Here is a 21,737-nt window from a genome sequence, read left to right as displayed (position 1 = left end):
TACCGGACAACCGACCGCCTCGTCCCTACGACTGATGCGTTTCGGGGATCAACCTAGTCCAAACGGGTGGCGGAGTCGTCCCCCATCCGGTTCCTGGGCGGGTCGGTGGGCCGGCGGAAGGCCGAGGTCCGGGGGTGGGGCCCTACCGGTCCTCGGTGCGCAGCACGATCGGGTTGGTGAGCGCCGCCATCGGCCCCCAGGGCAGGTCCGGCCCCATCGAGTTGCCCCTGCCCGGGGTGCCGTCCGCCTTCGGGTGGCGCACCTCGGCCCGGACGTAGGCGGCGAGCGAGGCGGTGGTGCGCCAGACCACGGTGCCGGAGCCGTCGGCGGGCAGCGACTCCTGGTGCAGCTGCCCCTCGTCGGTGAGGAGGCGGACCGTCCCGCCTGGCACCCCGGACACGGTGAGCCGGACGTCCAGCGGGGCGTCGGCCGGAACGGTCAGCTCCTCGCCGATGCCCGCCCGGCGGCCGTGTCCGGTGACGGTGAAGTCGAGCTGGACGGCGGAGGACTCGGCCAGCCAGCTGCGCCCGGCGCGCAGCCCGTCCAGGACCGCGTCCCGGGTGAGGTCCTCGGCCAGCACCACGGTGTGCGGGGAGCCGATGGGCTGCGGCTCGCTGTGCGCGTCGCTGTTGCCCAGGGCGGGCAGCCAGGAGCGGCCCTCGCGCAGGGCGACGGCGAGCCGGCCGTCCCAGGTGTCCACCGCCGACTCGTCGTCGTACGTCCAGGGGCCGTTCCACACCTCGACGGCGTCGGCCCCCTCGTAGCCGAACTTCCACTGGCAGGCGACGTACGGGCAGTACGGGTGCGCGGGCACCACCAGGCCGCCGGCCCGGTGGACCTGGCGGACGAAGCGCGGGTACTCCTCGTCGCGCGAGCGGTAGCGCCAGTCGACGAACTGGCCGGGCTCCAGGCCGAGGGCCAGCCAGTGGCCGTTGCGGGTGGTGATCTCCTCGCCCGCCAGGATCAGCAGGTCGGGGCCGGCCAGCGGGCCCCAGGAGGCGTGCGAGGAGCTGGTGTTGTGGTCGGTGGAGACGATGAAGTCCAGGCCGGCCGCGCGGGCCCCGGCCGCCACCTCCTCGGGCGTGCGCCGCCCGTCGGAGTGGACGGTGTGCAGGTGGCAGTCGCCCCGGTACCAGGCCCGGCCGCGGCCGCGGGCCCGCTCCGCCGGGTAGTGGGGGGTGAACCGCGGCCCGGGCGCACCGAACCGGAGGGTGACCTCGACGTGGTACTCCAGGCCCTGCGGGGCGATCTGGTAGGGGCCGAGGACCACGTGCCAGGTGCCGGGGTCGATCGGGCCGGGGAGGTAGCCAGGGGTCGCGGCGCCGCGGGAGAGGCTGAACTCGGTGCGGAAGCCGCCGGACCAGCCGCGGAAGCCGGGACCGCCGAGGTCGGTGCCCCGGTCGTCGAAGATGCCGATGTCGCAGGAGTTGCCGGGGGTGCCGGCCGGGACCGGGGGCTTGTCGTAGCGGTAGGAGACGGCGATCTCGCGGACGCCGTCGGGCACTTCGACGGGGAGGTGGACGAAGTCGGGGGCGCCGGTGGGCAGATGGCCGGTGAGGGTGAGGGTGCGGTCTGCGGGGGTGCCGCCGGGTGTGGTGCCGGGGGCGTCGGTGGGGGCGGCGCCGGCCCGGCCGGTGGTGGCGGTCAGGCCGAGGGCGGTGGCGGTGCCGGTGACGAGGCCGGTGCGGAGCAGGTCGCGGCGGGCGGGCTGTGAGTCCGGTCGGTCGGCGGGCTGGTCGGTCGGCTGGTCATGGCGCGGGGTGTGGGGCTCGGTCGGCATCGAGGTCTCCGGTTCGGGGCGGGCGGGTCGCTCGCGTGCCTACCCCGGCGAGTGAACCGGGGGTGAGTCGGGGTCCACGGCGGTGGGGCGGGCCGGTGAAGAGGCGCCGGGCGGGGGTGGGGGCGAGTTGCGGGGAGTGACGATTGGTCGGTTCATAGTCATGTCATCGGTTTATATGAGAACTAGTGCGAATGGGAGACGGATGTGTCGGTGAGGCGACGGACGCTGCTCATGGTGGTGGCCGGAGGAGCGCTGGCGGGATGCCGGACCAGGGCGACGGGCGCCGGCTCGCCCCTGCTCCCGCCGGCCGGCTCCGCTTCGGCGGCCTCGGCGATACCGTCCGACGCGCCGTCCGCTGTACCGTCCGCTGTACCGCTCGCGACACCCGCCGACGGGTCCGACGGGTCCGCCGAGGCCGCCGCCGCGCCGACGGCAGGGCCGGAGCCCACGCCCGCGCCGGGGGCCGCGAAGCAGCCGGCGCGGGAGCCGACCCGGGCCGAGGTGGTGGAGCGGTACGGCGGGCAGGCCCCGGGCGACTGGGGGCTGGAGGTGTCCGGGGTGATCACCGCGCTGCCGGACGGCGAGAGCGCCACGGCGCTCACCTTCGACGCCTGCGGCGGCCCGGGCGGCAACGGCTACGACGCCGACCTGATCGACTTCCTGCGGGCGCACGGCGTGCCGGCCACCCTCTTCCTGAACGCCCGCTGGATCGACGCCAACCCGGAGGAGTTCGAGCGGCTCGCCGCCGACCCGCTGTTCGAGATCGGCAACCACGGCACCGTCCACCGCCCGCTCTCGGTCACCGGCCGCTCCGCCTACGGCATCGCCGGCACGCGCGACGTCGGCGAGGTGTACGACGAGGTGGCGGGCAACTCCCACAAGCTCGCCGAGCTGCTCGGGCACCCGCCCCGGTTCTTCCGCTCCGGCACCGCGCACTACGACGACGTCGCCACCCGGGTGGTCGCCGACCTCGGCCAGCGGGTGGCCGGTTTCACCGTGAACGGGGACGGCGGGGCGACGCTGCGGGCCGCCGAGGTGCGGCAGGAGGTGGCCTCCGCCCCGCCCGGCGCGATCGTGATCGGCCATCTGAACCATCCGGGCGGCGGCACCGCCCCCGGGGTGGCGGCGGCGGTGCCGGGGCTGCTGGCGGCGGGACGGCGCTTCGTACGGCTCTCTGACGTGCTGTAGCCGGGCGGCGGAGGTCGTTCGGGGCAGGTGGCAGGTGGCAGGTGGCAGGTGGCAGGTGGCAGGTGGTTCGGGGCGGGCCGGCTGCGGAGAGCGGGCGGCTCAGGCCAGGCGCAGGCCGCCCGGGTGCTCCTCCTCGATGACCCGGACCAGCCAGTCGAAGACCGTCGGCCCCCGGCCCGCCCGGGCGGCGTCCAGCTGGGCGGTGATCTGCGCCCGGTTGGTGGGGTGGGCCCGCGCCAGCCGCAGCTCCAGCTGGCGGACCGTCTCCGGGTGGCCGAGGTGGCGGCGGGAGACCTCGTGGTGGCGCCACTCGATGACCCAGTCGCCGTCCTCGGGGGTGCCGTAGCCGCCGCGCAGGCAGTCGGCGAAGGCGTCGAGGTTGCGGCCGAAGTAGCCGTCCTCGCCGATGGTCCGTCCGACCGTGTCCCAGAAGTCCTCCAGGGTCTCGATCCTGTTGCCGTCGATCACATAGGTCACCGTCACGGGGTCGAGGATATGCGGCGCCGACGGCAGGTCAGGGGAGACGGCAGGTCAGGGAAGACAACGGGTCAGGGAGAGACGGCGATGGCGGTGGCGAGCAGCCCGTCCCGGACCGCCCAGCGGCCGTCGAAGCCGTCGATCCGGCGGCCGCCGACCACCGGGCCGGGGACGAGCAGCCGGGCGGTGAAGGTGCCGTCGGGGGAGAGGTCCAGTTCGGCCTCCGCGAAGTCCAGGAAGAGCAGGGTCAGCGGGAACCAGGCCTTGTACACCGATTCCTTGGCGCTGAACAGGATGCGGTCCCAGGGCACGTCCGGGTGCCCGGCGGCCAACTCGGCGAGCCGCTGCCGCTCCACCGGCAGCGCGACCGCCTCCTGGACGCCCTCGGGCAGCGGCAGCGCGGGTTCGGCGTCGATGCCGACGGAGGCGAGGGTGCCGGCCCGGGCCACGGCCGCCGCGCGGAAGCCGTCGCAGTGGGTGAGGCTGCCGACCACGCCGTCCGGCCAGCTCGGCGCGCCGCGCAGGCCCGGGACCAGCGGCCGGTACGGGACGCCGAGGCGGGCGAGGGCGGCCCGGGCGCAGTGCCGGACGGTGGTGAACTCGCGGCGCCGCTTGTCGACGGCCCGGGCGACGGCCGGCTCCTCCTCGGGCTCCAGCCGGGCCTCCGGCGGGTCGTCGTAGGCCACCTCGGTCACCACGACGTCCGGCAGCAGGTCCCCGATCATCCGTTCCCCCCTCGGTCGGCCGCGCGGGTGGTCGCCGCGCGGGACGAGGGTAACCCGGGTGGAGGGATCTTGGTGGGGGATCGGGGACCCCGGCCGGACGGCTCGGTCCGACCCGGCTGCTCGGAGGTGGCCGGACGTCGGCGCGGAGGCCGGCGCGGACGCTACTGCGTGAGCAGGCGGGCGAAGTCCAGCCCGAGGCTGCCGAGGACGGGCAGGGCGCCGAGGTCGGTCACGCCGGCCACCGGGATGCTGTAACCCTGGTTCACCTCGCGGGGTGCGGCACCGGCGGTGACGGGGGCGGCGGTCGGGAGCAGGACGGTGCCGAGGAGCAGGGCGGCGAGCGAGGTACGCATCTGAGGGGGCCTCCGGAGGCTCGGGTGACGGCCTGTCAACACCCTCCGTGGCGGGGCGGTCACGCATCTTCGCCCCTTCGGCCGCATTGGTAAAGATGCTTGCCTTGTGTTCATGGCAACATCGCGGAGGTCTGGACCACCTTGCGGTCGGGCGCATACGTTTCCTTCACGAGGGCGGACGTTCGGTCGGCGAACTGTCGTACGGGCGTGTCGAGTTCCGCCTGTCATGCACATGCTCTTCACCATGCCCTGCACCGCAACCGGAGGGAACGGACCATGCGCGCCATCGGAAAGAACCTCAGGATCCTCGCGGGCGCCCCGCTCGCCGCAGCCGCCCTGATCGCCCTCACGGCCGGCTCCGCCAGCGCCGCGATACCGATCAACAAGCCCATGACCGGCAAGGCCACCTACTACAACGACGCCGGCTACGGCGCCTGCGGCACCCAGATCAACGCCGCCACCCAGATGCTGGTCGCCGTCTCGCACACCTGGTGGACCACCGCCAACCCGAACAACGACCCGGTCTGCAAGGGCATTTCGGTCAAGGTGACCTACCAGGGCAAGACCATCACCGTCCCGGTGAAGGACCAGTGTCCCTCCTGCGACTCCACCCACATCGACCTCAGCCAGCCGGCCTTCGCCAAGCTGGCCCCGCTGGACAAGGGCGTCATCAGCGGCCTGAGCTGGCAGTTCGTCAAGGCCGGACGGAACGGCGAGACCGTCGAGCTCTCCGCCCCGATCACCGGCTCCACCCTCGGCTGAGGCCCCGGACGGCCGGGCCCGCCCCCGCCGGTTCGCGGGGGCGGGCACCGGGGCGGTCGCGGCCCGGGGGTCGGTCAGGTGGACAGCCGGTACTGCTCGGCCTGGCTCCCGCATACCGGCCGTTCGATCACAGCCGGATGCCGTCGCCCGGCGTCGGCGCCGGTGACTCCGTCGACGCCCGCGCCGCCCCGAGCGGCGGGGCCATCGCGAGCAGCAGCTGGACGGCCGGCGGCGCCGTGCGTGGGTTGTTGGCCAGCCCCAGGGTGACGGTCGGCACCGGGGTGGTGAGCCGGCGCAGGCAGACGCCGGGGATCCGGAACACCCGGGCCCGCCCCCCGGGGATCGGCGCGATGCCGTGCCCCGCCGCCACGGCCAGCAGCAACTGCTCGTCGTCCGGCTCCGCCCGGACGATCCGCGGCGCCCCGCCCGGCCACAGCTGCCCGGTGATCAGCGCGTGCATCCCGGGCCCGTTCTCGCGCGGCCACAGCACCGCCGGCTCGTCCGCGATCCGGTGCCGGCCGATCCGGGCCCGGTCCGGGCGAGCGGATGGCCGGCCGGAACGGCGAGCAGCAGCTCCTCCTCGGCGATGATCCGGCAGGCGAGCCCGGGAACGTCGAGCGGCGGCCGGACGAACGCCGCGGCCAGCCGCCCGGCGAGCAGCTCGGCGACGCCGTGCGACGTCCAACCGGTCTGCAGCGCGACGTCCAGCCGCGGGTACCGGTTGCGGAACTCCGTCACCAGGACGTCGCAGATCCCGCCCCGGGCGGACCGGGTGTACGCCACCCGTAGCCGCCCCTCCCGCCCCCGCGCCGCCGCCGCCACCCGCTCCTCGGCCGCCGCCACCTCCCGCAGCACCCGCCGTGCCTCCTCGGCGACCGCCCGCCCGACCGGCGTCAGCGCACAGCCCTTGCCGGTGCGCTCGACCAGCCGCGCGCCGAGCTGCCGCTCCCACGCCTTGATCTGCCGGCTCAGTGCAGGCTGCGCCACGCGCAGCCGGCCGGCGGCCCGGGTGAAGCTCAACTCCTCGGCCGGCACGGAGAAGTAGCGCATGCAGCGCAGATCCATCCGGCGATGACAAGGGCGGCTCATCGCTTCCGGACAGCACCGGTCTTGGACGGACTCCGGCGTGACCGGCTTTCCTGGAGACGGCCGCCGGCACCCCGGCGGGCCGCCCTTCGAGCGAGGAGTTCACGATGGACGTCGTCGTGGTCGGAAGCGGGATCATCGGGCTCACCACAGCGATCCGGCTACAGGAGAAGGGGCTTCGGGTCGTCGTGGTGACGGCCGACGGCCTGCTGTCGACGACCTCGGCCGTAGCCGCGGCCGTCTGGTTCCCGGTCGCCACCGGCACCAGCGGCCGGGTGGCCGACTGGTCCGCGACCGCCTTCGCCGAGTTCGCCCGCCAGGCCGCCGACGGCGTCCCCGGCGTCTCGATGCGCAGCACCCGCATGCTGGAGCACGAGGAGCAGCCGGCGGGCCTGCCCTGGTGGGGCGGCGCCGTCCCCGACCTGCGCCGGCTGACGGCCGTCGAACGCGGACCGGACTGCGCGGACGGCTGGTCGTTCACCGCCCCCGCCGTCGAGATGCCGCTCTACCTGCCCTGGCTGCTCGGCCGGTTCCTCGACCGCGGCGGAGGGATCGTCCACCGCCGCCTCGACACCCTCGACCAGGCCCGGGCCTGGGCACCCGTGGTCGTCAACGCCACCGGAATCGGCGCCCGGCAGCTCTGCGAGGACCCGGCCGTCCACCCGGTGCGCGGCCAGCTCGTCCTGGTCCGCAACCCCGGCCTGCCCACCTCGACGCGCATCCAGGACGACCCGTCCGGCTACACCTACATCTACCCCCGCAGCGCCGACGTCGTCCTCGGTGGCACCTTCGAACCGGACGACTGGAACACCGCACCCGACCCCGCCACCGCGGCAGCCATCCTGGCCCGCTGCACGGCCCGCATCCCCGCCCTCCGCGACGCCCGCGTCATCGGCCACGCCGTCGGCCTGCGCCCCGCCCGCCACGGCGGCCCCCGCCTCGAACCGGACCCGGCCGGCCGCATCGTCCACAACTACGGCCACGGCGGCGCCGGCGTCACCCTCAGCTGGGGCTGCGCCGACGCGGCGGCGGACTGCGCGGCCGCGCTCCGGGCGACCTGATGGGGCGTCATATGTGCGTCTGTCGACCGTATTCGCGAATTCTCGAGGCCGCGGTCCACTGTTCTCCGATCTTGACCGACGAGTAGGTCCCGGACCGGTCACGGACCCGTCACGGGATCCGCGCGGAACGGTGCGCATCGCTACGGTCGCTCCAACCAACCGCACCACGTCCCAGAGGAACCCATGCGTCGCACCGCCCTCACCCTGCTCGCCGCCGGCGCCACCGTTCTCGGTCTGGCAGCATGCGACCCCAGCACCACCACCAGCAGCAAGACCACCGCCCCGGCTGTCGTCGCGACCACCGCCGGCGCCCCGGCGGCTCCCGCCGCGGGCGACACCGCTCCCGCGGCCGCCCCGCCGGCCGCGGCCCCCGCCGGTGGCGGCGACGCCGTCAAGGACGCCGAGATCACCAAGTGCACGGTCAACGACGTGCTGAAGATGCCCGAGGCCGAGGTCAAGATCACCAACCACAGCAGCAAGAGCAGTAACTACATCGTGCAACTGGAGTTCACCGACGCCTCCGGTACCCGCGTTGCCGAGGGCGCCGCCGCGACCAACAACCTCGCCCCCAACCAGGCTGCCGTGCAGAAGGCCCCGGGGGCGGCGCAGGTGTCCGGCAAGGTCAACTGCCGGATCACCAACGTCACTCGCTACGCGGCCCCCTGAGCGAGTGCCGCGAAGCGGCCGCCGCACAGGAAGTCGGCCTACCCGACTTCCTGTGCGGCGGCGCGGGGATGGCGCGGTGCGGCGTGGGGCCGGTTCCGGCGCCCGCCGTCCGGGGCGGCTACCGGTCCGCGACGAGCCTGCCGGCCGCGCCCCAGTTCTCCGCCGGGTACTCCTGGATCCACACGTACACGCTCTCGGCGGGGACCTCCAGGGCCTCCACGAAGGCCTCGGTGACCCGCTTGACCAGCTCGCGCTTCTGCTCGACCTCGCGCGGGCCCTGCTGAATGGTGACGATCGGCATCCTCGGCTCCTGACCGGGTTGTTCCACCGGGATCTCCGGCTGGGAACAGTCCACCCCGGGCGGGCCCTCCGCACCCAGACCGGAATCGTTCTGGCAGCGATCACGAATCCCGATCGTCCCGGGTCGCCGTCGATCGGCAGGCTTCCAGGAGCAGCCGGGGGAGCGGGCCGGAACGCCGGACGGCGATCGAGGTCGGCAGCGCCAGCGGGGTCCGGCAGGGGCGGAAGGCGATCCGGCGGGCGTTCACCATCCGGGCGTTCGCGGCGTAAACCACCGTCCACATCGGCGTGCCGGTGCCGATCGACGCCAGGGTGTCCTGGAGCGAGCCGTGGGGCGGGCCGAGGGTCGGCTCGAAGCCGGCCCTCGCGCAGGAGCCCACCAGGTCCACCAGCGCCGGATGGTTGCGGCGTTCGGTCAACCGGAGCGGCAGGTCGGCGAGTTCCGCGAGATCGACCTCGGACCGGTCGGCGAGGGGGTGCCGGCCGGGAAGCGCCAGCACCAGCTCGTCCTGCCAGACGGGCAGGAACCGGAGCTCCGGGCTCTGCTCGGCGATCGCACCCCGGACGAACGCGGCGTCGAGGCGGCCGTCCGCGAGGCGGGCCAGCCGCTCCCGCACCGGGGCGTCCTGAAGCTCGACGCGCACCTCGGGCGCCCGCCGCTGGTAGGTGTCCAGGATCAGGTCGAGCCGCTCACCGAGCCCCGTGACGGTGCCGAGCCGGAGCGCGGCGGGCGCGGCCAGGCCGGCGGCCACGGCCCGGGCGGCGCTCTCGGCGGCCAGCACGTCCCTGGCCGCACCCAGGAAGCGCTCGCCGGCCGGGGTCAACCGGACGTACCGGGGCGACCGGTCGAACAACTCGACCCTCAACTCCCGTTCCAGCCGCCGGACCTGCTGACTCACCGCGGGCTGCCCGAGCAACAGCCGCTCGGCGGCCCGTCCGAAGTGCAGCTCCTCGGCGACGGCCACGAAACAGCGCAGCTGCCGTAGCTCCATGCGGTCCCCCTGCTCGATCGGCCCTCGACACCCCCATCGTCCCAGGCCGGGGCGGGTGCCGGAGCGGAGGGTTCCGCCGAGGTCGGGCAGCACGGAGCGGACCGGGCGGACGGCTTACTGTTCTGGGGTCCGCAGGTGGGCCGGGAGTGGGGAGTCCTAAGGTGTCCGAGGCGAAGAAGCCGGTGCTGTACGTGGTGGTGTGCGCGGCGGGGGTCGCGGGTGGGGTGGGGGAGCTGATCGCGGCCGCGCAGGGGCAGGGGTGGGACGTGGGGGTGGTGGCGACGCCCCACGCGATGCCGATGATCGACGCCGAGGCGATCGTCGCGCAGACCGGGTACCCGATCCGTTCGGCCTGGCGCAAGCCGGGCGAGCCCCGGCCGTTGCCGGATCCGGACGCGATCGTGGTGTCCCCGGCCACCTTCAACTCGATCAACAAGTGGGCCCTCGGCATCTCCGACACCCTCGCCCTCGGAATCCTCTGCGAGTCGTACGGCTGGGGTGTCCCCGTCGCCGTGCAGCCCTGCCTGAGCGCGGCGCAGTCGGCGCACCCGGCGTACGGGGAGAGCCTGGCGAGGCTGCGGCGGATGGGGGTGCGGATCGCGGACTTCACGCCGGGTTCGTACGACTGGACGCGGGCCCTTGAGCTGCTGCGGGACTGACAGGGTGGCTGGCGCGGCGCGCGGACCGACGTCTCCGGGCGCCGGGCCGCCGGGCGTTGGGAGGCGGACCCGCCGCCGGAGTCGCCGTCCCCCGTCCGCGACGTCGATCGTCCGTTCGGACGTGCCGCCGAGCGGAGTCGGCGCGCAGCACCGACGGTGAAGGCGTGCTGAGGAGAACGCCGCCGGCCCTCGCGGTCGCCCTGCTGCTCTGCGCGCCCGGGAACGGCGCGTGGGCCGGGTCCCCGGGCCGGCAGGTGGCGGTCGTGGACCAGGCCTCGCGCAGTGTGCTGGTGTTGCAGAGCGCCGAGGAGCTGATGGCCTACCGGGGCCCGGACCGGCTGCCGGTGGTCTGGGCGTGGAGCGCCGACCGGGCAACGGAGTTGGCGGATCTGGCACCCGCGCGCAGCTGGACCGACCCGGACGAGGTGAAGTCCCGGGTCCGGCAGGGCCGTCGCTATCTGCTGACCACCGCCTCCGGCGGACTGGCGGCGGTCGTGGAGACCACCACCGGCCGCGTCCACTGGGCCGCGGACCTGGGGACGGCCGCCAACCCGCACAGCATCGAGCTGCTGCCGGACGGCAACGTGGCCGTGGCGGCGAGCAGGGGCGGCTGGGTGCGGCTGTACGCGGCCTCGCAGGGGCCGCGGGCCGCGGCGTACGCGGAGTTCCCGCTGCCCGGCGCGCACGGGGTCCACTGGGACGGGCGGACCGGCCTGCTCCTGGTGCTCGGCGACACGGCGTTGACCGCGCTGCGGGTCGGGGGCACCCCGGCCGCGCCGACCCTCGCCGAGGTGCGGAGCAGCCCGCTGCCGGCCCGCGGCGGGCACGACCTGGCGGCGGTGTCGGCGTCTCCCGGCCGGTTCTGGGTGACCACGTCGGCCGGCCTGTGGCGCTACGACCCGGCGGCCGACCGCTTCACCGCCGTGCACCTGGCCGATCCGGCGGCCGAGCGGGACCTCAAGAGCGTCGGTGACGAGCCCGGCACCGGCCGGCTGCTCACGGTGGCGCCCGAACACACGGCTCCGTGCGACTGGTGCACCTCGGTGATCACCCTGCACCGGCCGGAGGGGACGCGGGTGCTGCGCGGCACGCACCTCTACAAGGCGAGGTGGTGGAGTGTCCGGTAGCAGATTTCGGACCCCGGGGGGCCGATCCCGGGGCGCGCGTCGGAGATACCACCCGAATTGCGGACGGCATTCGGCTGATGGGGCATATTGTGTACACCGACAAACTACTCCGATGGAGGTCAGTTTTCCGTCGCGGTCCGCAAACCATCCGTCGACCCCGGTCGGCTGGGATAGCGTCGTGGGGTCGGGGGGTCGACACCGATCCGGTGTATTCGAACGCTAGCTACTGGGCCGTAAAGGCCGAATGAGTCATGGAGAAAAACATGCGGAATTTCCCTGTGGAAACACGGCCGGATGGAGTTGACGACCTTCAGCTCGCGATGGAATCTCTGGCAGCCTTCCCGTCCCGGAACGCGGGAAGCGGGGCGGATGTGACCGAGCGGCTCGCGGCCGTTCACGACCTGTGCCGCGCGGTCGACGCGGTGCTGGACAGTCTGGTCGTCCAGGCCGCCGCCGAGGCGGCCGAGGAGGGGTGGACGGCGGCCCGGATGGCGGCCGAACACTCCGGCTACTACGCCAGGTTGCAGCGCGCGCTGCTCCCCGCCGGTGCCGGGCTGACCCGGCAGTGAGCGCGGTCCAGCCGGGCGTGCACGTGCTGTCCTGCCCCACCCGGTGGAGCGACGTCGACGAGAACGGGCACATCAACAACGCCCGCCTGGTCGGCTACGTCCAGGAGGGGATTTACGACCTGTTCTGCCACCACGAAACCGCCGTACGGGAGTCGCTGTTCCCGTCCGGATTCATTATCGCGCGGCACGAGATCGACTACCTCGAGCAGTTGCACCACCGGCCGGAGCCGTTGGCGGTGCGGCTCACCGTGGAGCGGCTCGGACGGAGTTCCGCGCAGGTCGAGGTGAATGTCTGCCGGGACCGGCTGACCTATATGCGGGCGCGGACCGTGGTGGTCGCGCGGGACCGCGAATCCGGCCGCTCGCGGGCGCTGAGCCCGGCCGAGCGGGTCTTTCTCTCGGCGTTCATGACGGAGGGGGCCCGCGCCCAGGCGGCCCTGGCGGCCACGACGGTGACCGCGGCGACGACCGTTCCGGCCGGGACGCCGGTGACGGCCGGTACGGCGGCGGGTGCCGCCACGACGGTGGCCGCGACGGCCCCGGCGCAGCGCGTACCGGCCGGTGCGGCCGGCGGTGGGCTGCTGCCGTCCCGGCGGCCGCGCAGGCGGTGCCACGCCTCGGCGGGCTGAACCGCCGACGCGGGCCGGTGGCGTGATCGACGACGGTGTCGGTCCGCCCGGTCGGCACCCCCGGGGCCCGGGCGGGCCGTGCGGTCCCACATTCCCAATGGCGGCAGGCAGGTTCCGAAGGCGCCGGCGCGAGTTACGCTGAGCAGCACGGGCACCGGTACGTCCCGCGGTGGTCACGGGCTGCGATTTCCCTCCCGGCTCAGGGCGAGCAGGCCGCCGTCGGTCCGGCCGGCGCCGACCGGAAGGAGGACGCGATGACCATCTCCTGGGAGGACTTCCTCGCCCGCGTCGTGGAGCGCGGCGAGTACCGGGGCGAGGCCGAGGCGGACCATGCCGCCCGGGTCGTGCTCGCCCTGCTCGGTGAGCACCTGGTGGGGTCCGACCGGAACGAACTCGCCGCCGTGCTGCCCGTCACCTATGCGTCGCTGCTGCGCGACGCCGGGCCCGCGGCCGAGCCGCTGAGCGCCGAGCGCTTCGTGGAGGCCGTGGTGGGGTGGATCGACGGGGCGACCCCGGCGACGGCGCAGTGGGACATCGGGGCCGTGCTCAGCACCGTCGCCGACCTGGTCCCGGGGGAACTGCTGGACCGGGTGATCGAGCAACTCCCGGACGGCTACGACCTGTTGTTCGGCCATCCCGCGCGGGCCTGAACCCGCGGCGGTGTCCCCGGGGGCGGCCGTCACCCGGGGTCGGCGGTGTCCCGGGGTCGGCCGCTACCCGGTGGTGGCCCGGAACAGCTCGGCGCCCGGGCCGGTCAGCTCGACCGGCCCGGCACCCGGGCGCAGGTAGGCCGACGCGCCCGCGGGGAGGGGGAGTTCGGCGCCGCCGGGGGCCCGCAGCCGGGCCTGCCCGGAGACGCAGAGCAGGATCTGCGGGGTGGGGAGGTCGCCCCGGACGGCGGTGGCGCCGGGGCGCAGCCGGGAGAGGCCGAACTCCTCGGCGGGTGAGGGGAACCGCTCCTCGGTTCCGGCACCGGTGCCGCTCCCGAGCGGGCGCGGCAGGAGCACCCCGGGCTCCCCGGGGCGGAAGGACGTGACCGCCAGCAGGCCGTCCGCGTCGACGTGCTTGGGCGTGAGCCCGCAGCGCAGCACGTTGTCCGAGTTGGCCATCAACTCCACGCCCACGCCCCGCAGATACGCGTGCGGCACCCCGGCGTCCAGGTACAGCGCCTGCCCGGCGGTGAGTCGGACGTGGTTGAGCAGCAGCGCGGCGAGCAGCCCCCGGTCGCCGGGGTACTCCTCGGCGAGGCGGGCGTACGCGGCGCAGCTCGCGGCGTACGGGCCCTCGGCGGCCGCCGTGCGTCGCAAGGCCCCGGTGACGGCGGTGAGTTCGCCGTCGGAGGCGTTCAGCCCGGAGCGCAGCAGGCCGGGCAGCACCTCCTCTGCGGGCCGGGTGCGCAGGGCGGTGGCCCAGGCGGGGAGCACGCCGAGCGCGTCCAGCAGCCGGGCGGTGCCGGTGGTCGGGCGGAAGCCGCACAGTGCCTCGAAGTCGCCCAGGGCGCAGATGAGTTCGGGCTTGTGACCGCGGTCCTTGAAGATCCGTTCCGGCGCGTCCAGCGGGATGCCGCGGGCCTGCTCCGCCGCGTACCCGGCCTCGGCCTGGGCGCGGGTGGGGTGGACCTGGAGCGAGAGCGCCCGCTCGGCGGCCAGCACCTTGAACAGGAACGGCAGTGCCGGGCCGAAACGCCGTACGGTGTCCGGCCCGAGCCAGCCGTCCGGGTCGGTGTCGATCAGCCCGTCCAGCGGCCGCGGGCCGTCCTCGCGGCCGTAGCCCTCGATGCCGCCGCTTTCGCCGCCACAGCCCTCGACGGTCAGCAGGGACGGCGCCGAGGGGTGGGCGCCCAGCCAGAGTTCGGCCTGCGGGGTGCCGTCGGGCGCGGCGCCGGTGAGCGCGGGGATGGCGGTGGTCGAGCCCCAGGCGTAGCGGCGGACGGGATTCCGCAGGAGGGCGAACGGGGGGAGGGCGGGCTGCGGCATGCGGGCGGCTCCGGGGAGGGTCAGCGGCAGAGCGCGGCCGCGCCGATCAGCCCGGCGTCGGTGCCGAGTTCGGCGCGGCGCACGTCCAGGCCGCGGACGTACGAGAGGGCGGCGTAGCGGTCCAGGTGGCGGGCGAGCGGGGTGAGCAGCACGTCCCCGGCGGCGGCCACGCCGCCGCCGATCACCACCCGGGAGAGGTCCACCAGGGCGGCCGTGGCGGCGATCCCGGCGGCCAGCGCCTGGGCGGCGCGGTCGAAGGCGGCGAGCGCGACCGGGTCGCCCGCGGCGGCGGAGGCGGCGACGGCGCGGGCCGTCCGGTCGCCGTCCACGGGCCGCCAGCCCTCGGCGAGCGCGTGGCGGGCGATCGCGGTGCCGCTGGCGAGGCCTTCCAGGCAGCCGCGCGAGCCGCACGGGCAGGGCTCGCCGTCCAGGTCGACGGTGATGTGGCCGAGGTGGCCGGCGTTGCCGCTGGGGCCGGGGCGCACCACGCCGTCGAGCACCAGCCCGGCGCCGACGCCGGTCGACACCACCAGGCAGAGCGCGTTGGCGGCGCCCCGGGCCGCGCCCTGCCAGTGCTCGGCGGCGGCCATCGCCACGCCGTCCCCGGCGAGGTGGACGGGCAGGGCGCGGACCGCCACCGCCGGGTGCGCGGCGACCTCGGCGACCAGCGGGAAGCCGCGCCAGCCAGGGATGTTGACCGGGCTGACGGTGCCGTCGGCGAGGTCGACCGGGCCGGCGCTGCCGATCCCGACGGCCGTCACGGCGGCCCAGTCGGCCGTGCCGGCGAGCCGTTCCAGCACCCGGTGCACGACGGCGAGCACGGCCGCGCCCGGCTCGGCGGCCGGGGTGGGCAGCTGGAGCCGGTGCCGCAGCCGTCCGTCGGCGTCGACCAGCGCCCCGGCGATCTTGGTGCCGCCGATGTCGACGGCGGCGAACAGCGGGGTGACGGGCACGGTGGGCTCCCAAGCGGTCGATGAGGGCGGCGCCCCGGCCGAGCGGGCCGAGGCGCCGAACAGCGTACGTCGGCCGGCGGACCAGCGGGCCCGGGGGCCCGCTGGCCCGTCGGCTCAGCGGGCCGCGCTGAGCCGCAGCGTGACCAGCTCGAACGGCCGCAGCGCGAGCCGCACCGCGCCGTCCTCGACCGCCACCTCGCCACGGGTGCCGTCCCAGGGGCGCTCCAGCAGGTCGCAGGGGACGGCGCCGGCCAGCGGGAAGGAGGTGGTCAGCCGGCCCCGGACACGGCCGCCGCCGGCCTCGTAGACCCGGACGATCAGGTCCCCGCTGCGGTCGTCGGCGAGCTTGACGGCACTCACCACCAGGGCGTCGTCGTCCACCTCCACCAGCGGCGCGACCTGCTCGGCGCTGCCGGTGACCCGTCGCTCGGGCAGGCCGATCCGGTAGCCCTCGCGGACGGCGTCGCCGATCGCCGCGCCCGGCACCAGGGCGTGCCGGAAGCGGTGCAGGCCCTGGTCGGTCTTCGGGTCGGGGAAGCGCGGGGCGCGCAGCAGCGAGAAGCGGACGGTGGTGGTGGTCCCGCCGTCCTCGGCGCGCACCGCGCGGGTGACGTCGTGGCCGTAGGTGGAGGCGGTGACCAGGGCGACGCCCCAGCCGGGCTCGTCGAGGTGGACGAAGCGGTGGTTGCAGGCCTCGAACTTGGCGGCGTCCCAGCTGGTGTTGGTGTGGGTGGGCCGGTAGAGGTGGCCGAACTGGGTCTCGGCGGCGTAGCGCTCGGTGTGGATGTCCAGCGGGAACGCGGCCTTGAGGAACTTCTCGGTCTCGTGCCAGTCGACCTCGGTGTCGATGTCCAGCCGCTGCTCGCCGGCCGGCAGGGTGAGGGTCTGGACGACGGTGGAGGAGCCGAAGGAGCGGGCGATCCGCACCGAGGCCGCGTCGGGGGAGCAGGTGGCGGTGAGCGAGTCCACGCCGGTCAGGTCGGTGACGGTGTTGCGGTAGAACTGGTCCACGTCCCAGGCGTCCCACATGTTGGGGAAGTCGGGGTGCAGCTGGAGCAGGTTGGCCCGGCTGCCGGGGGCGACGGTCTCCCGGCCGGTCGCGAGGTCGACCACCGAGGCGATCAGGCCGTCCGCGTCCACGACGACCTCCAGCAGGCCGTTGTGCAGGGTGAAGCCGCCCTCCGGCCGCTCGACCGCCTCGCAGCCGGCGCCCGGCGACGCGACCACGGCGGCCCCGCCCGCCGGAACCGCCGAGCGGGTGTGCGGCGCCGCGTTGAACACCAGTTCGCGCCCGCCGTCGGCGGCCCCGGCCAGCGCCTGCTGGGCCGCGCCGATCAGCCCCTCCAGCTCCGCGGCCAGCGCCGCGTACGTCGCCTCGGCCTCGCGGTGCACCCAGGCGATGGACGAGCCGGGCAGGATGTCGTGGAACTGGTGCAGCAGCACGGTCTTCCAGATCCGGTCCAGCTGCTCGTACGGGTACGCCGCGCCGGTGCGCAACGCGGCGGTGGCGCACCAGAGTTCGGCCTCGCGCAGCAGGTTCTCGCTGCGCCGGTTGCCCTGCTTGGTCCTCGCCTGGCTGGTCAGGGTGGCGCGGTGCAGCTCCAGGTAGAGCTCGCCGACCCAGACCGGCGGGTCCGGGTACTCGGCCTCGGCCTTGGCGAAGAACTCGGCGGGGTCCTCCCAGCGGACGGTGGCCGAGCCCTCCAGGTCCTTCATCCGGGCCGCCTTGGCGACCATCTCGCGCGTGGTGCCGCCGCCGCCGTCGCCCCAGCCGGTCGGGGCGAGCGAGTGCCGGGCGACGCCCTTGTCCTTGAAGTTCCGCGCCGCGTGGGCGATCTCGCTGCCCTTCATCGAGCAGTTGTAGGTGTCCACCGGCGGGAAGTGGGTGAAGATCCTCGTCCCGTCGATGCCCTCCCAGAGGAAGGTGTGGTGCGGGAACCGGTTCACCTGGCTCCACGAGATCTTCTGGGTCAGCAGCCACTTGGAGCCCGCGTTGCGGATGATCTGCGGCAGGCCGCCGGTGAAGCCGAAGGTGTCCGGGAGCCACGCCTCGTGGTTCTCCACCCCGAACTCGTCCAGGAAGAACCGCTTGCCGTGCACGAACTGCCGGGCCATCGCCTCCGAGCTCGGCATGTTGGTGTCGGACTCGACCCACATGCCGCCGGCCGGCACGAACCGGCCCTCCGCCACCGCCTTCCGGACCCGGGCGTACACCTCGGGGCGGTGCTCCTTGATCCAGGCGAACTGCTGCGCCTGGGACATGGTGTAGCGGAACTCCGGCTCGTCCTCCAGCAGCGCGGTCATGTTGGCGGTGGTGCGGGCGACCTTGCGGACGGTCTCGCGCAGCGGCCAGAGCCAGGCCGAGTCGATGTGGGCGTGGCCGATCGCGCTGATCCGGTGGGCGGACGGCGCGGCGGGCGCGGCCAGCACCCCTTCCAGCTGCGAACGGGCGGCCGCGGCCGTACCGTTGACGTCCTGGAGGTCGACCGCGTCGAGCGCCCGCTCGACCGCGCGCAGGATCTCCCAGCGGCGGGGGCCCTCCACCGGCAGCTCGGCCATCAGCTCGCCGAGCACCTCCAGGTCCAGCACCAGCTGCCAGACCGTCTCGTCGAAGACGGCCAGGTCCATCCGGGCCAGCTTGTACTGCGGCTGGTCGCCGGCCGTCTCCTTGTCGCCCAACTCGGTGGGCAGGAAGGGGTGGTAGTCCAGGATGACCGGGTTGGAGGCGGCCTCGACGTGCAGCAGCACCTGCTCGCCGCCGGCCGCCGGGGCGGCGATCCGCACCCACTGGTTCTGCGGGTTGAGGCCCTTCACCGGGGAGCCGTCCGGGCGGTAGACCAGGCCCTCGCACTGGAAGCCGGGCATGTTGGCGTCGAAGCCCAGGTCGATCAGTGCCTCGACGGTGCGCCCGGCCCAGGCCTCGGGCACGGTGCCGGTCACGGTGATCCAACTGGTGCCCCAGGGCGCGCCCCAGGCGTCACCGACCGCGATCGGGGTGCGCGGGGCGGCCAGGCCCTCGGCGACCGGGACGGGCTCGCCGGGCGCCGTCCAGATGCCGACCTCCAGCGGGACGGACTCGGGGTACACGGCCGGGCGGATGCGCTCGTCCAGGACGCGCTTGAGGCGGGACTCGACCAGGGTGCGGTCATCGTGCATGTCAGCGGGCTCCGTTGCGGGCTGGGGACGGTCAGGGGAAACGTACGTCGGAGGGGTGGACCACCTCGGTGATGCCACGCGCGGCGAGGTGCTCGCGGTCCTCGGCGTGCTCGGCGAGCACCGCGGTCGGCCTGGCACCGTCCTCGGCGAGGCGCATGAACGCCTCGTACACCGGACCGCCGGGGCCGCAGACCGCGCGCCGCGGCGAGGTGACCTCGTCGCCGGTGGCGACCACCACGGCGGTGCTGCGCGGCTTCGGCGGCTGCCAGGACCGGCGGGCCTCGGCGGCGGCCTCGGCGAGCCGGGCGCCGGCCGGCTTGACCTTCCGGTCGGTGGTCAACAGGCCGAGGCTGTACTCCAGCTCGGGGAAGTCGGCGAGCGAGCGGTCCACGTCGTGCGAGCACCACCAGGTCACCCCCCACAGGTCCGGGCAGTCCAGCACGGCCGCCACGGTGGCGCCGGTGAAGCGCGCCGCGTCCTGCGCGGTGATGTGCGGGGCGGGCGCGCCGACCTCCTGCAACCAGACCGGGCGGGCCGGGTCCTCCGCCCAGGCCTTGGAGAGCTCGACCAGGTACGCGGCGTGCTGCGCGGTGGCGGTGGAGTGGGCGCCGTAGCGCTGGGCGGTCCCGTTGAAGACCCAGGAGTGCACGGCGGTCGCGGCGCCGATCCGGGCCGAGTGCCAGGGGGTGAACGGGTGCTCGTCCAGGTACCAGGCCGCGTCGTAGGAGGCGTGCAGGTGCAGCCGGCCGGGGGCGCCCTGCTCACAGGCGTCGAGCATCCGGCGCAGCCAGGCCTCCGCCTCGGCGGGGGTGGCCCGGTCGGGGTCGGGGTGCGGGGCGCCGGAGAACTGGTTGATCTCGTTGCCGAGCGTCATCCCGAGGAAGTTGGGGCGCTCGCGCAGCGCTCCGGCGAGGGTGCGCAGGTACGCGGCCTGGCCGTCGAGAACCTCGGGGTCGGTGAAGATGTTGCGCCGGTGCCAGGTCCGCGTCCAGGACGGCAGGAAGTCGAAGCTGGACAGGTGGCCCTGCAGGCCGTCCACCGCGACGTCCAGCCCGCGCTCGCCGGCCGCGTCCACCAGGGCCGTCAGCTGCTCGACGGCGCGCGGGCGGATCAGGGTGCGGTTGGGCTGGAAGACCGGCCAGAGCGGGAAGACCCGTACGTGGTCCAGGCCGAGGGCGGCGATGGAGTCGAAGTCGGCGCGCACGGCGTCGAGGTCGAAGTCGAGCCAGTGGTGGAACCAGCCGGCGCTGGGGGTGTAGTTGACACCGAAACGGGGAGCGGTGGTCATCGGGCATCTTCCTCAACGGGGTCGGGGCGTACGGGCGGTGGGCTATCCCATTGACGGGCTATCCCTTGACGGCTCCCTCCTCGACGCCCTTGAAGAAGAAGCGCTGGCAGACGCCGAACACCACGACGATCGGCAGGAAGGCGATCATGGTGCCGGCCGCGATCAGCCGGGGGTTGGCGGAGAAGGTGCCGTTGAGGTACTGGAGCCCGACGGTGAGGGTGTACTTCTGCGGGTCGTTGAGCACGATCAGCGGCCACAGGAAGTCGTCCCAGGCACCGATGAAGGTGAAGATCACGATCACGCTGAGCATGCCGCGCACGTTCGGCAGACCGATGTGCCACAGCCGCTGCCAGACGTTTGCGCCGTCCACCAGCGCGGCCTGGTCCAGCTCGACCGGGACGGCGGCGAAGGCGGTGCGCATCAGCAGGACGTTGAGCATCGCGATCGAACCCGGTAGCGCGACGCCGGCCAGGGTGTCGGCCAGGCCGAGGCCGCGCACCAGCACGTACTGGGAGACGATGGTGACCTCGCCGGGCAGGATCAGGGTGGCGAGGAACAGGCCCAGGACGAGCTTGGCGCCGCGGAAGCGCAGCCGGGCGAGCGCGTAGCCGGCCAGCGTGCAGCCGACCACGTTGCCGGTGATGCAGACCGCGGCGACGATCACCGAGTTGAGCGCGTAGGTCCACACCGGGATGACGTCGGCGACCTTGCCGTAGTTGCCCAGGGTGGGCTGGTCGGGCAGGAAGCTCGGGGTGCGGGTGTAGACGTCCTCGGCGGGGCCCTTGAGGGAGGTGGACAGCTGCCACAGGAAGGGGCCGATGACCAGCAGCAGGACCAGCACCAGGAGCAGGTAGCGGGCGACGGTCTGGGCGGTGGAGGGGGTGTTGAAGCCCCGGGCGGGCCTGGCCGGCTTGACGGGCTCGGCCGTCCGGTCGGGTCCGGTCGGGTCGTCGGGCCTGGTGGCCCTCGTGCGGACGGTGGTCATGGGTCAGGCCGCCTTCCGGTTCAGCCGCATCAGGAACAGCATCGGGCCGAGGGTGATGACGAACAGCAGCAGGCTGAGCGCCGAGGCGTAGCCCAGGTGGCCGTTGAAGCCGCGGCTGTACATCTGGATCAGCATCACCACCGACATGTCCCGGCCGCCCGGGCCGCCCAGGCCGTTGGAGAGCACGTACAGCTCGGAGAAGACGCGCAGCGAGCTCACCGAGATCAGCGCGGAGATCAGGACCATGGTCGGGCGCACCCCGGGCAGGGTGACGTGCCGGAACCGGTGCAGCGGGCCGGCGCCGTCCACGGCCGCCGCCTCGTGCAGTTCGCGCGGGACGTTGGCGAGGGCGGACAGGTAGATGACCATGTAGTAGCCGAGGCCCTTCCAGACGGTCAGGGCGATCGCGCTGAACAGCAGCAGCCAGCGGTCGGTCAGGAAGGGGACCGGCGAGTCGGCCAGCCCGGACTGCCCGAGCAGGCCGTTGACCAGGCCGCGGTCGTCCAGCACCCAGCCCCAGATCAGCGCCACCACGACGGCGGAGGCGATCACCGGGGTGTAGAAGGCGGTGCGGAAGAAGGTGATGCCGGGCATCCTGCGCTGCACCAGCAGGGCGAGCAGCAGCGGCAGGACGGTCAGCAGGGGCAGGCAGACCAGCATGAACACGATGCTGTTGAGCAGGGCGTCGGCGAGCTGCTCGTCGTCCAGCAGCCGGCCGTAGTTCTCCAGGCCGGTGAACTGCCCGCCGCCCAGGGGCTTGGCGTTGGTGAAGGACAGGATCACCGTGTTGACGGCCGGCCAGAGATTGAAGACGGCCAGCCAGACTATCGCGGGCCCGGCGAGCAGCCAGGGGGTGAACCAACGCCGGTGGGTCATGCCGTTGCCTTCCTGGGGCCTGGGGGTGGTGCGGGTGATTCCCCGGGAGCGGCGGGGTGGGGGAGGCCCGCCGCTGTCGTCGGTACGGGGTGGGGCGCGGTGGTCGCGGGCCCGGTGGTCACGGGCCCG

General features: G+C 74.3%; 23 protein-coding genes. 9 read left to right on the top strand and 14 right to left on the bottom strand.

Annotation, left to right across the window (positions count from 1 at the left end; translation table 11 throughout):
* Positions 1 to 142 precede the first annotated feature (142 nt).
* A complete protein-coding gene (locus tag ACZ7RU_RS14245) occupies positions 143 to 1,780 on the bottom strand; it encodes a CehA/McbA family metallohydrolase (protein WP_470341202.1) in 1,638 nt (545 codons plus the stop codon).
* 210 nt (positions 1,781 to 1,990) lie between these two features.
* Here ACZ7RU_RS14245 and ACZ7RU_RS14240 point away from each other — a divergent pair, with 210 nt between their 5' ends.
* Complete coding sequence (locus ACZ7RU_RS14240; protein ID WP_470341201.1) at positions 1,991 to 2,968, top strand: polysaccharide deacetylase family protein; 978 nt, start codon at positions 1,991 to 1,993, stop codon at positions 2,966 to 2,968.
* A 99-nt stretch (positions 2,969 to 3,067) separates the two neighbouring features.
* Here ACZ7RU_RS14240 and ACZ7RU_RS14235 read toward each other — a convergent pair whose 3' ends face one another.
* The 3 genes from ACZ7RU_RS14235 to ACZ7RU_RS14225 form a co-directional block, all read right to left on the bottom strand.
* Positions 3,068 to 3,451 (bottom strand): barstar family protein, encoded by a 384-nt coding sequence (locus ACZ7RU_RS14235; RefSeq protein WP_470341200.1) that lies wholly within the window; start codon positions 3,449 to 3,451, stop codon positions 3,068 to 3,070.
* 65 nt (positions 3,452 to 3,516) lie between these two features.
* Positions 3,517 to 4,170, bottom strand: coding sequence for a 4'-phosphopantetheinyl transferase family protein (locus ACZ7RU_RS14230; protein ID WP_470341199.1), 654 nt, complete (start codon positions 4,168 to 4,170; stop codon positions 3,517 to 3,519).
* Positions 4,171 to 4,331: 161 nt separating this feature from the next.
* On the bottom strand, positions 4,332 to 4,523 hold the full coding sequence (locus tag ACZ7RU_RS14225) for a hypothetical protein (RefSeq protein ID WP_470341198.1): 192 nt from the start codon (positions 4,521 to 4,523) through the stop codon (positions 4,332 to 4,334).
* A gap of 276 nt (positions 4,524 to 4,799) precedes the next feature.
* Between ACZ7RU_RS14225 and ACZ7RU_RS14220 the strand changes: the two genes are divergently transcribed.
* Entirely contained in the window at positions 4,800 to 5,285 is a 486-nt protein-coding gene (locus tag ACZ7RU_RS14220; RefSeq protein WP_470341197.1) for a cysteine/serine endopeptidase inhibitor, read from the top strand.
* A 127-nt stretch (positions 5,286 to 5,412) separates the two neighbouring features.
* Here the strand turns inward: ACZ7RU_RS14220 and ACZ7RU_RS14215 are convergent, their stop codons facing one another.
* Both ACZ7RU_RS14215 and ACZ7RU_RS14210 read right to left on the bottom strand, forming a co-directional pair.
* Positions 5,413 to 5,745, bottom strand: a complete 333-nt coding sequence (locus ACZ7RU_RS14215; protein WP_470341196.1) for a type 2 periplasmic-binding domain-containing protein — start codon at positions 5,743 to 5,745, stop codon at positions 5,413 to 5,415.
* Positions 5,733 to 6,350 (bottom strand): LysR family transcriptional regulator, encoded by a 618-nt coding sequence (locus ACZ7RU_RS14210; protein ID WP_470341195.1) that lies wholly within the window; start codon positions 6,348 to 6,350, stop codon positions 5,733 to 5,735. The genes ACZ7RU_RS14215 and ACZ7RU_RS14210 overlap by 13 nt, the downstream gene beginning before the upstream one ends.
* A 128-nt stretch (positions 6,351 to 6,478) precedes the next feature.
* Between ACZ7RU_RS14210 and ACZ7RU_RS14205 the strand changes: the two genes are divergently transcribed.
* Together ACZ7RU_RS14205 and ACZ7RU_RS14200 are read left to right on the top strand one after the other, a co-directional pair.
* The gene (locus tag ACZ7RU_RS14205; protein WP_470341194.1) at positions 6,479 to 7,432 is read left to right on the top strand and encodes an FAD-dependent oxidoreductase; all 954 of its coding nucleotides are present in this window, start codon (positions 6,479 to 6,481) and stop codon (positions 7,430 to 7,432) included.
* Positions 7,433 to 7,615: 183 nt separating this feature from the next.
* A complete protein-coding gene (locus ACZ7RU_RS14200; RefSeq protein WP_470341193.1) occupies positions 7,616 to 8,098 on the top strand; it encodes a hypothetical protein in 483 nt (160 codons plus the stop codon).
* Positions 8,099 to 8,216: 118 nt separating this feature from the next.
* Here the strand turns inward: ACZ7RU_RS14200 and dmpI are convergent, their stop codons facing one another.
* Entirely contained in the window at positions 8,217 to 8,399 is a 183-nt protein-coding gene (gene dmpI / locus ACZ7RU_RS14195; RefSeq protein WP_401114267.1) for a 4-oxalocrotonate tautomerase DmpI, read from the bottom strand.
* 100 nt (positions 8,400 to 8,499) lie between these two features.
* Positions 8,500 to 9,390, bottom strand: a complete 891-nt coding sequence (locus ACZ7RU_RS14190) for a LysR family transcriptional regulator (RefSeq protein WP_470341192.1) — start codon at positions 9,388 to 9,390, stop codon at positions 8,500 to 8,502.
* 161 nt (positions 9,391 to 9,551) lie between these two features.
* Here ACZ7RU_RS14190 and ACZ7RU_RS14185 point away from each other — a divergent pair, with 161 nt between their 5' ends.
* The 5 genes from ACZ7RU_RS14185 (at position 9,552) to ACZ7RU_RS14165 (ending at position 13,024) form a co-directional block, all read left to right on the top strand.
* Positions 9,552 to 10,049 carry a flavoprotein gene (locus ACZ7RU_RS14185; protein ID WP_470341191.1) on the top strand — a complete coding sequence of 166 codons (498 nt, stop codon included), beginning with the start codon at positions 9,552 to 9,554 and terminating at the stop codon, positions 10,047 to 10,049.
* Positions 10,050 to 10,213: 164 nt separating this feature from the next.
* Positions 10,214 to 11,176, top strand: coding sequence for a DUF6528 family protein (locus ACZ7RU_RS14180; RefSeq protein ID WP_470341190.1), 963 nt, complete (start codon positions 10,214 to 10,216; stop codon positions 11,174 to 11,176).
* A 371-nt stretch (positions 11,177 to 11,547) separates the two neighbouring features.
* Complete coding sequence (locus ACZ7RU_RS14175) at positions 11,548 to 11,745, top strand: hypothetical protein (protein ID WP_049657510.1); 198 nt, start codon at positions 11,548 to 11,550, stop codon at positions 11,743 to 11,745.
* The gene (locus tag ACZ7RU_RS14170; RefSeq protein WP_470341189.1) at positions 11,742 to 12,374 is read left to right on the top strand and encodes an acyl-CoA thioesterase; all 633 of its coding nucleotides are present in this window, start codon (positions 11,742 to 11,744) and stop codon (positions 12,372 to 12,374) included. Before ACZ7RU_RS14175 ends, ACZ7RU_RS14170 begins: the two co-directional genes overlap by 4 nt.
* Positions 12,375 to 12,628: 254 nt before the next feature.
* Positions 12,629 to 13,024 carry a DUF2267 domain-containing protein gene (locus tag ACZ7RU_RS14165; RefSeq protein WP_470341188.1) on the top strand — a complete coding sequence of 132 codons (396 nt, stop codon included), beginning with the start codon at positions 12,629 to 12,631 and terminating at the stop codon, positions 13,022 to 13,024.
* A gap of 63 nt (positions 13,025 to 13,087) precedes the next feature.
* Here ACZ7RU_RS14165 and manA read toward each other — a convergent pair whose 3' ends face one another.
* The 6 genes from manA to ACZ7RU_RS14135 all read right to left on the bottom strand — a co-directional run bounded on the left by manA (position 13,088) and on the right by ACZ7RU_RS14135 (position 21,608).
* The gene (gene manA / locus ACZ7RU_RS14160) at positions 13,088 to 14,350 is read right to left on the bottom strand and encodes a mannose-6-phosphate isomerase, class I (protein WP_470341187.1); all 1,263 of its coding nucleotides are present in this window, start codon (positions 14,348 to 14,350) and stop codon (positions 13,088 to 13,090) included.
* A 20-nt stretch (positions 14,351 to 14,370) separates the two neighbouring features.
* Positions 14,371 to 15,303 (bottom strand): ROK family protein, encoded by a 933-nt coding sequence (locus ACZ7RU_RS14155; RefSeq protein WP_470341186.1) that lies wholly within the window; start codon positions 15,301 to 15,303, stop codon positions 14,371 to 14,373.
* Positions 15,304 to 15,417: 114 nt separating this feature from the next.
* Positions 15,418 to 18,459, bottom strand: coding sequence for an alpha-mannosidase (locus ACZ7RU_RS14150; protein WP_470341185.1), 3,042 nt, complete (start codon positions 18,457 to 18,459; stop codon positions 15,418 to 15,420).
* A 31-nt stretch (positions 18,460 to 18,490) separates the two neighbouring features.
* Entirely contained in the window at positions 18,491 to 19,747 is a 1,257-nt protein-coding gene (locus ACZ7RU_RS14145) for a glycoside hydrolase 5 family protein (RefSeq protein WP_470341184.1), read from the bottom strand.
* 58 nt (positions 19,748 to 19,805) lie between these two features.
* On the bottom strand, positions 19,806 to 20,732 hold the full coding sequence (locus ACZ7RU_RS14140) for a carbohydrate ABC transporter permease (RefSeq protein WP_470341183.1): 927 nt from the start codon (positions 20,730 to 20,732) through the stop codon (positions 19,806 to 19,808).
* A 3-nt stretch (positions 20,733 to 20,735) separates the two neighbouring features.
* On the bottom strand, positions 20,736 to 21,608 hold the full coding sequence (locus ACZ7RU_RS14135; RefSeq protein WP_470341182.1) for a carbohydrate ABC transporter permease: 873 nt from the start codon (positions 21,606 to 21,608) through the stop codon (positions 20,736 to 20,738).
* Positions 21,609 to 21,737 lie beyond the last annotated feature (129 nt).

The organism is Kitasatospora sp. NPDC114501 (genome assembly GCF_055633695.1).
This window is presented reverse-complemented; position numbering and strand designations above follow the sequence as displayed.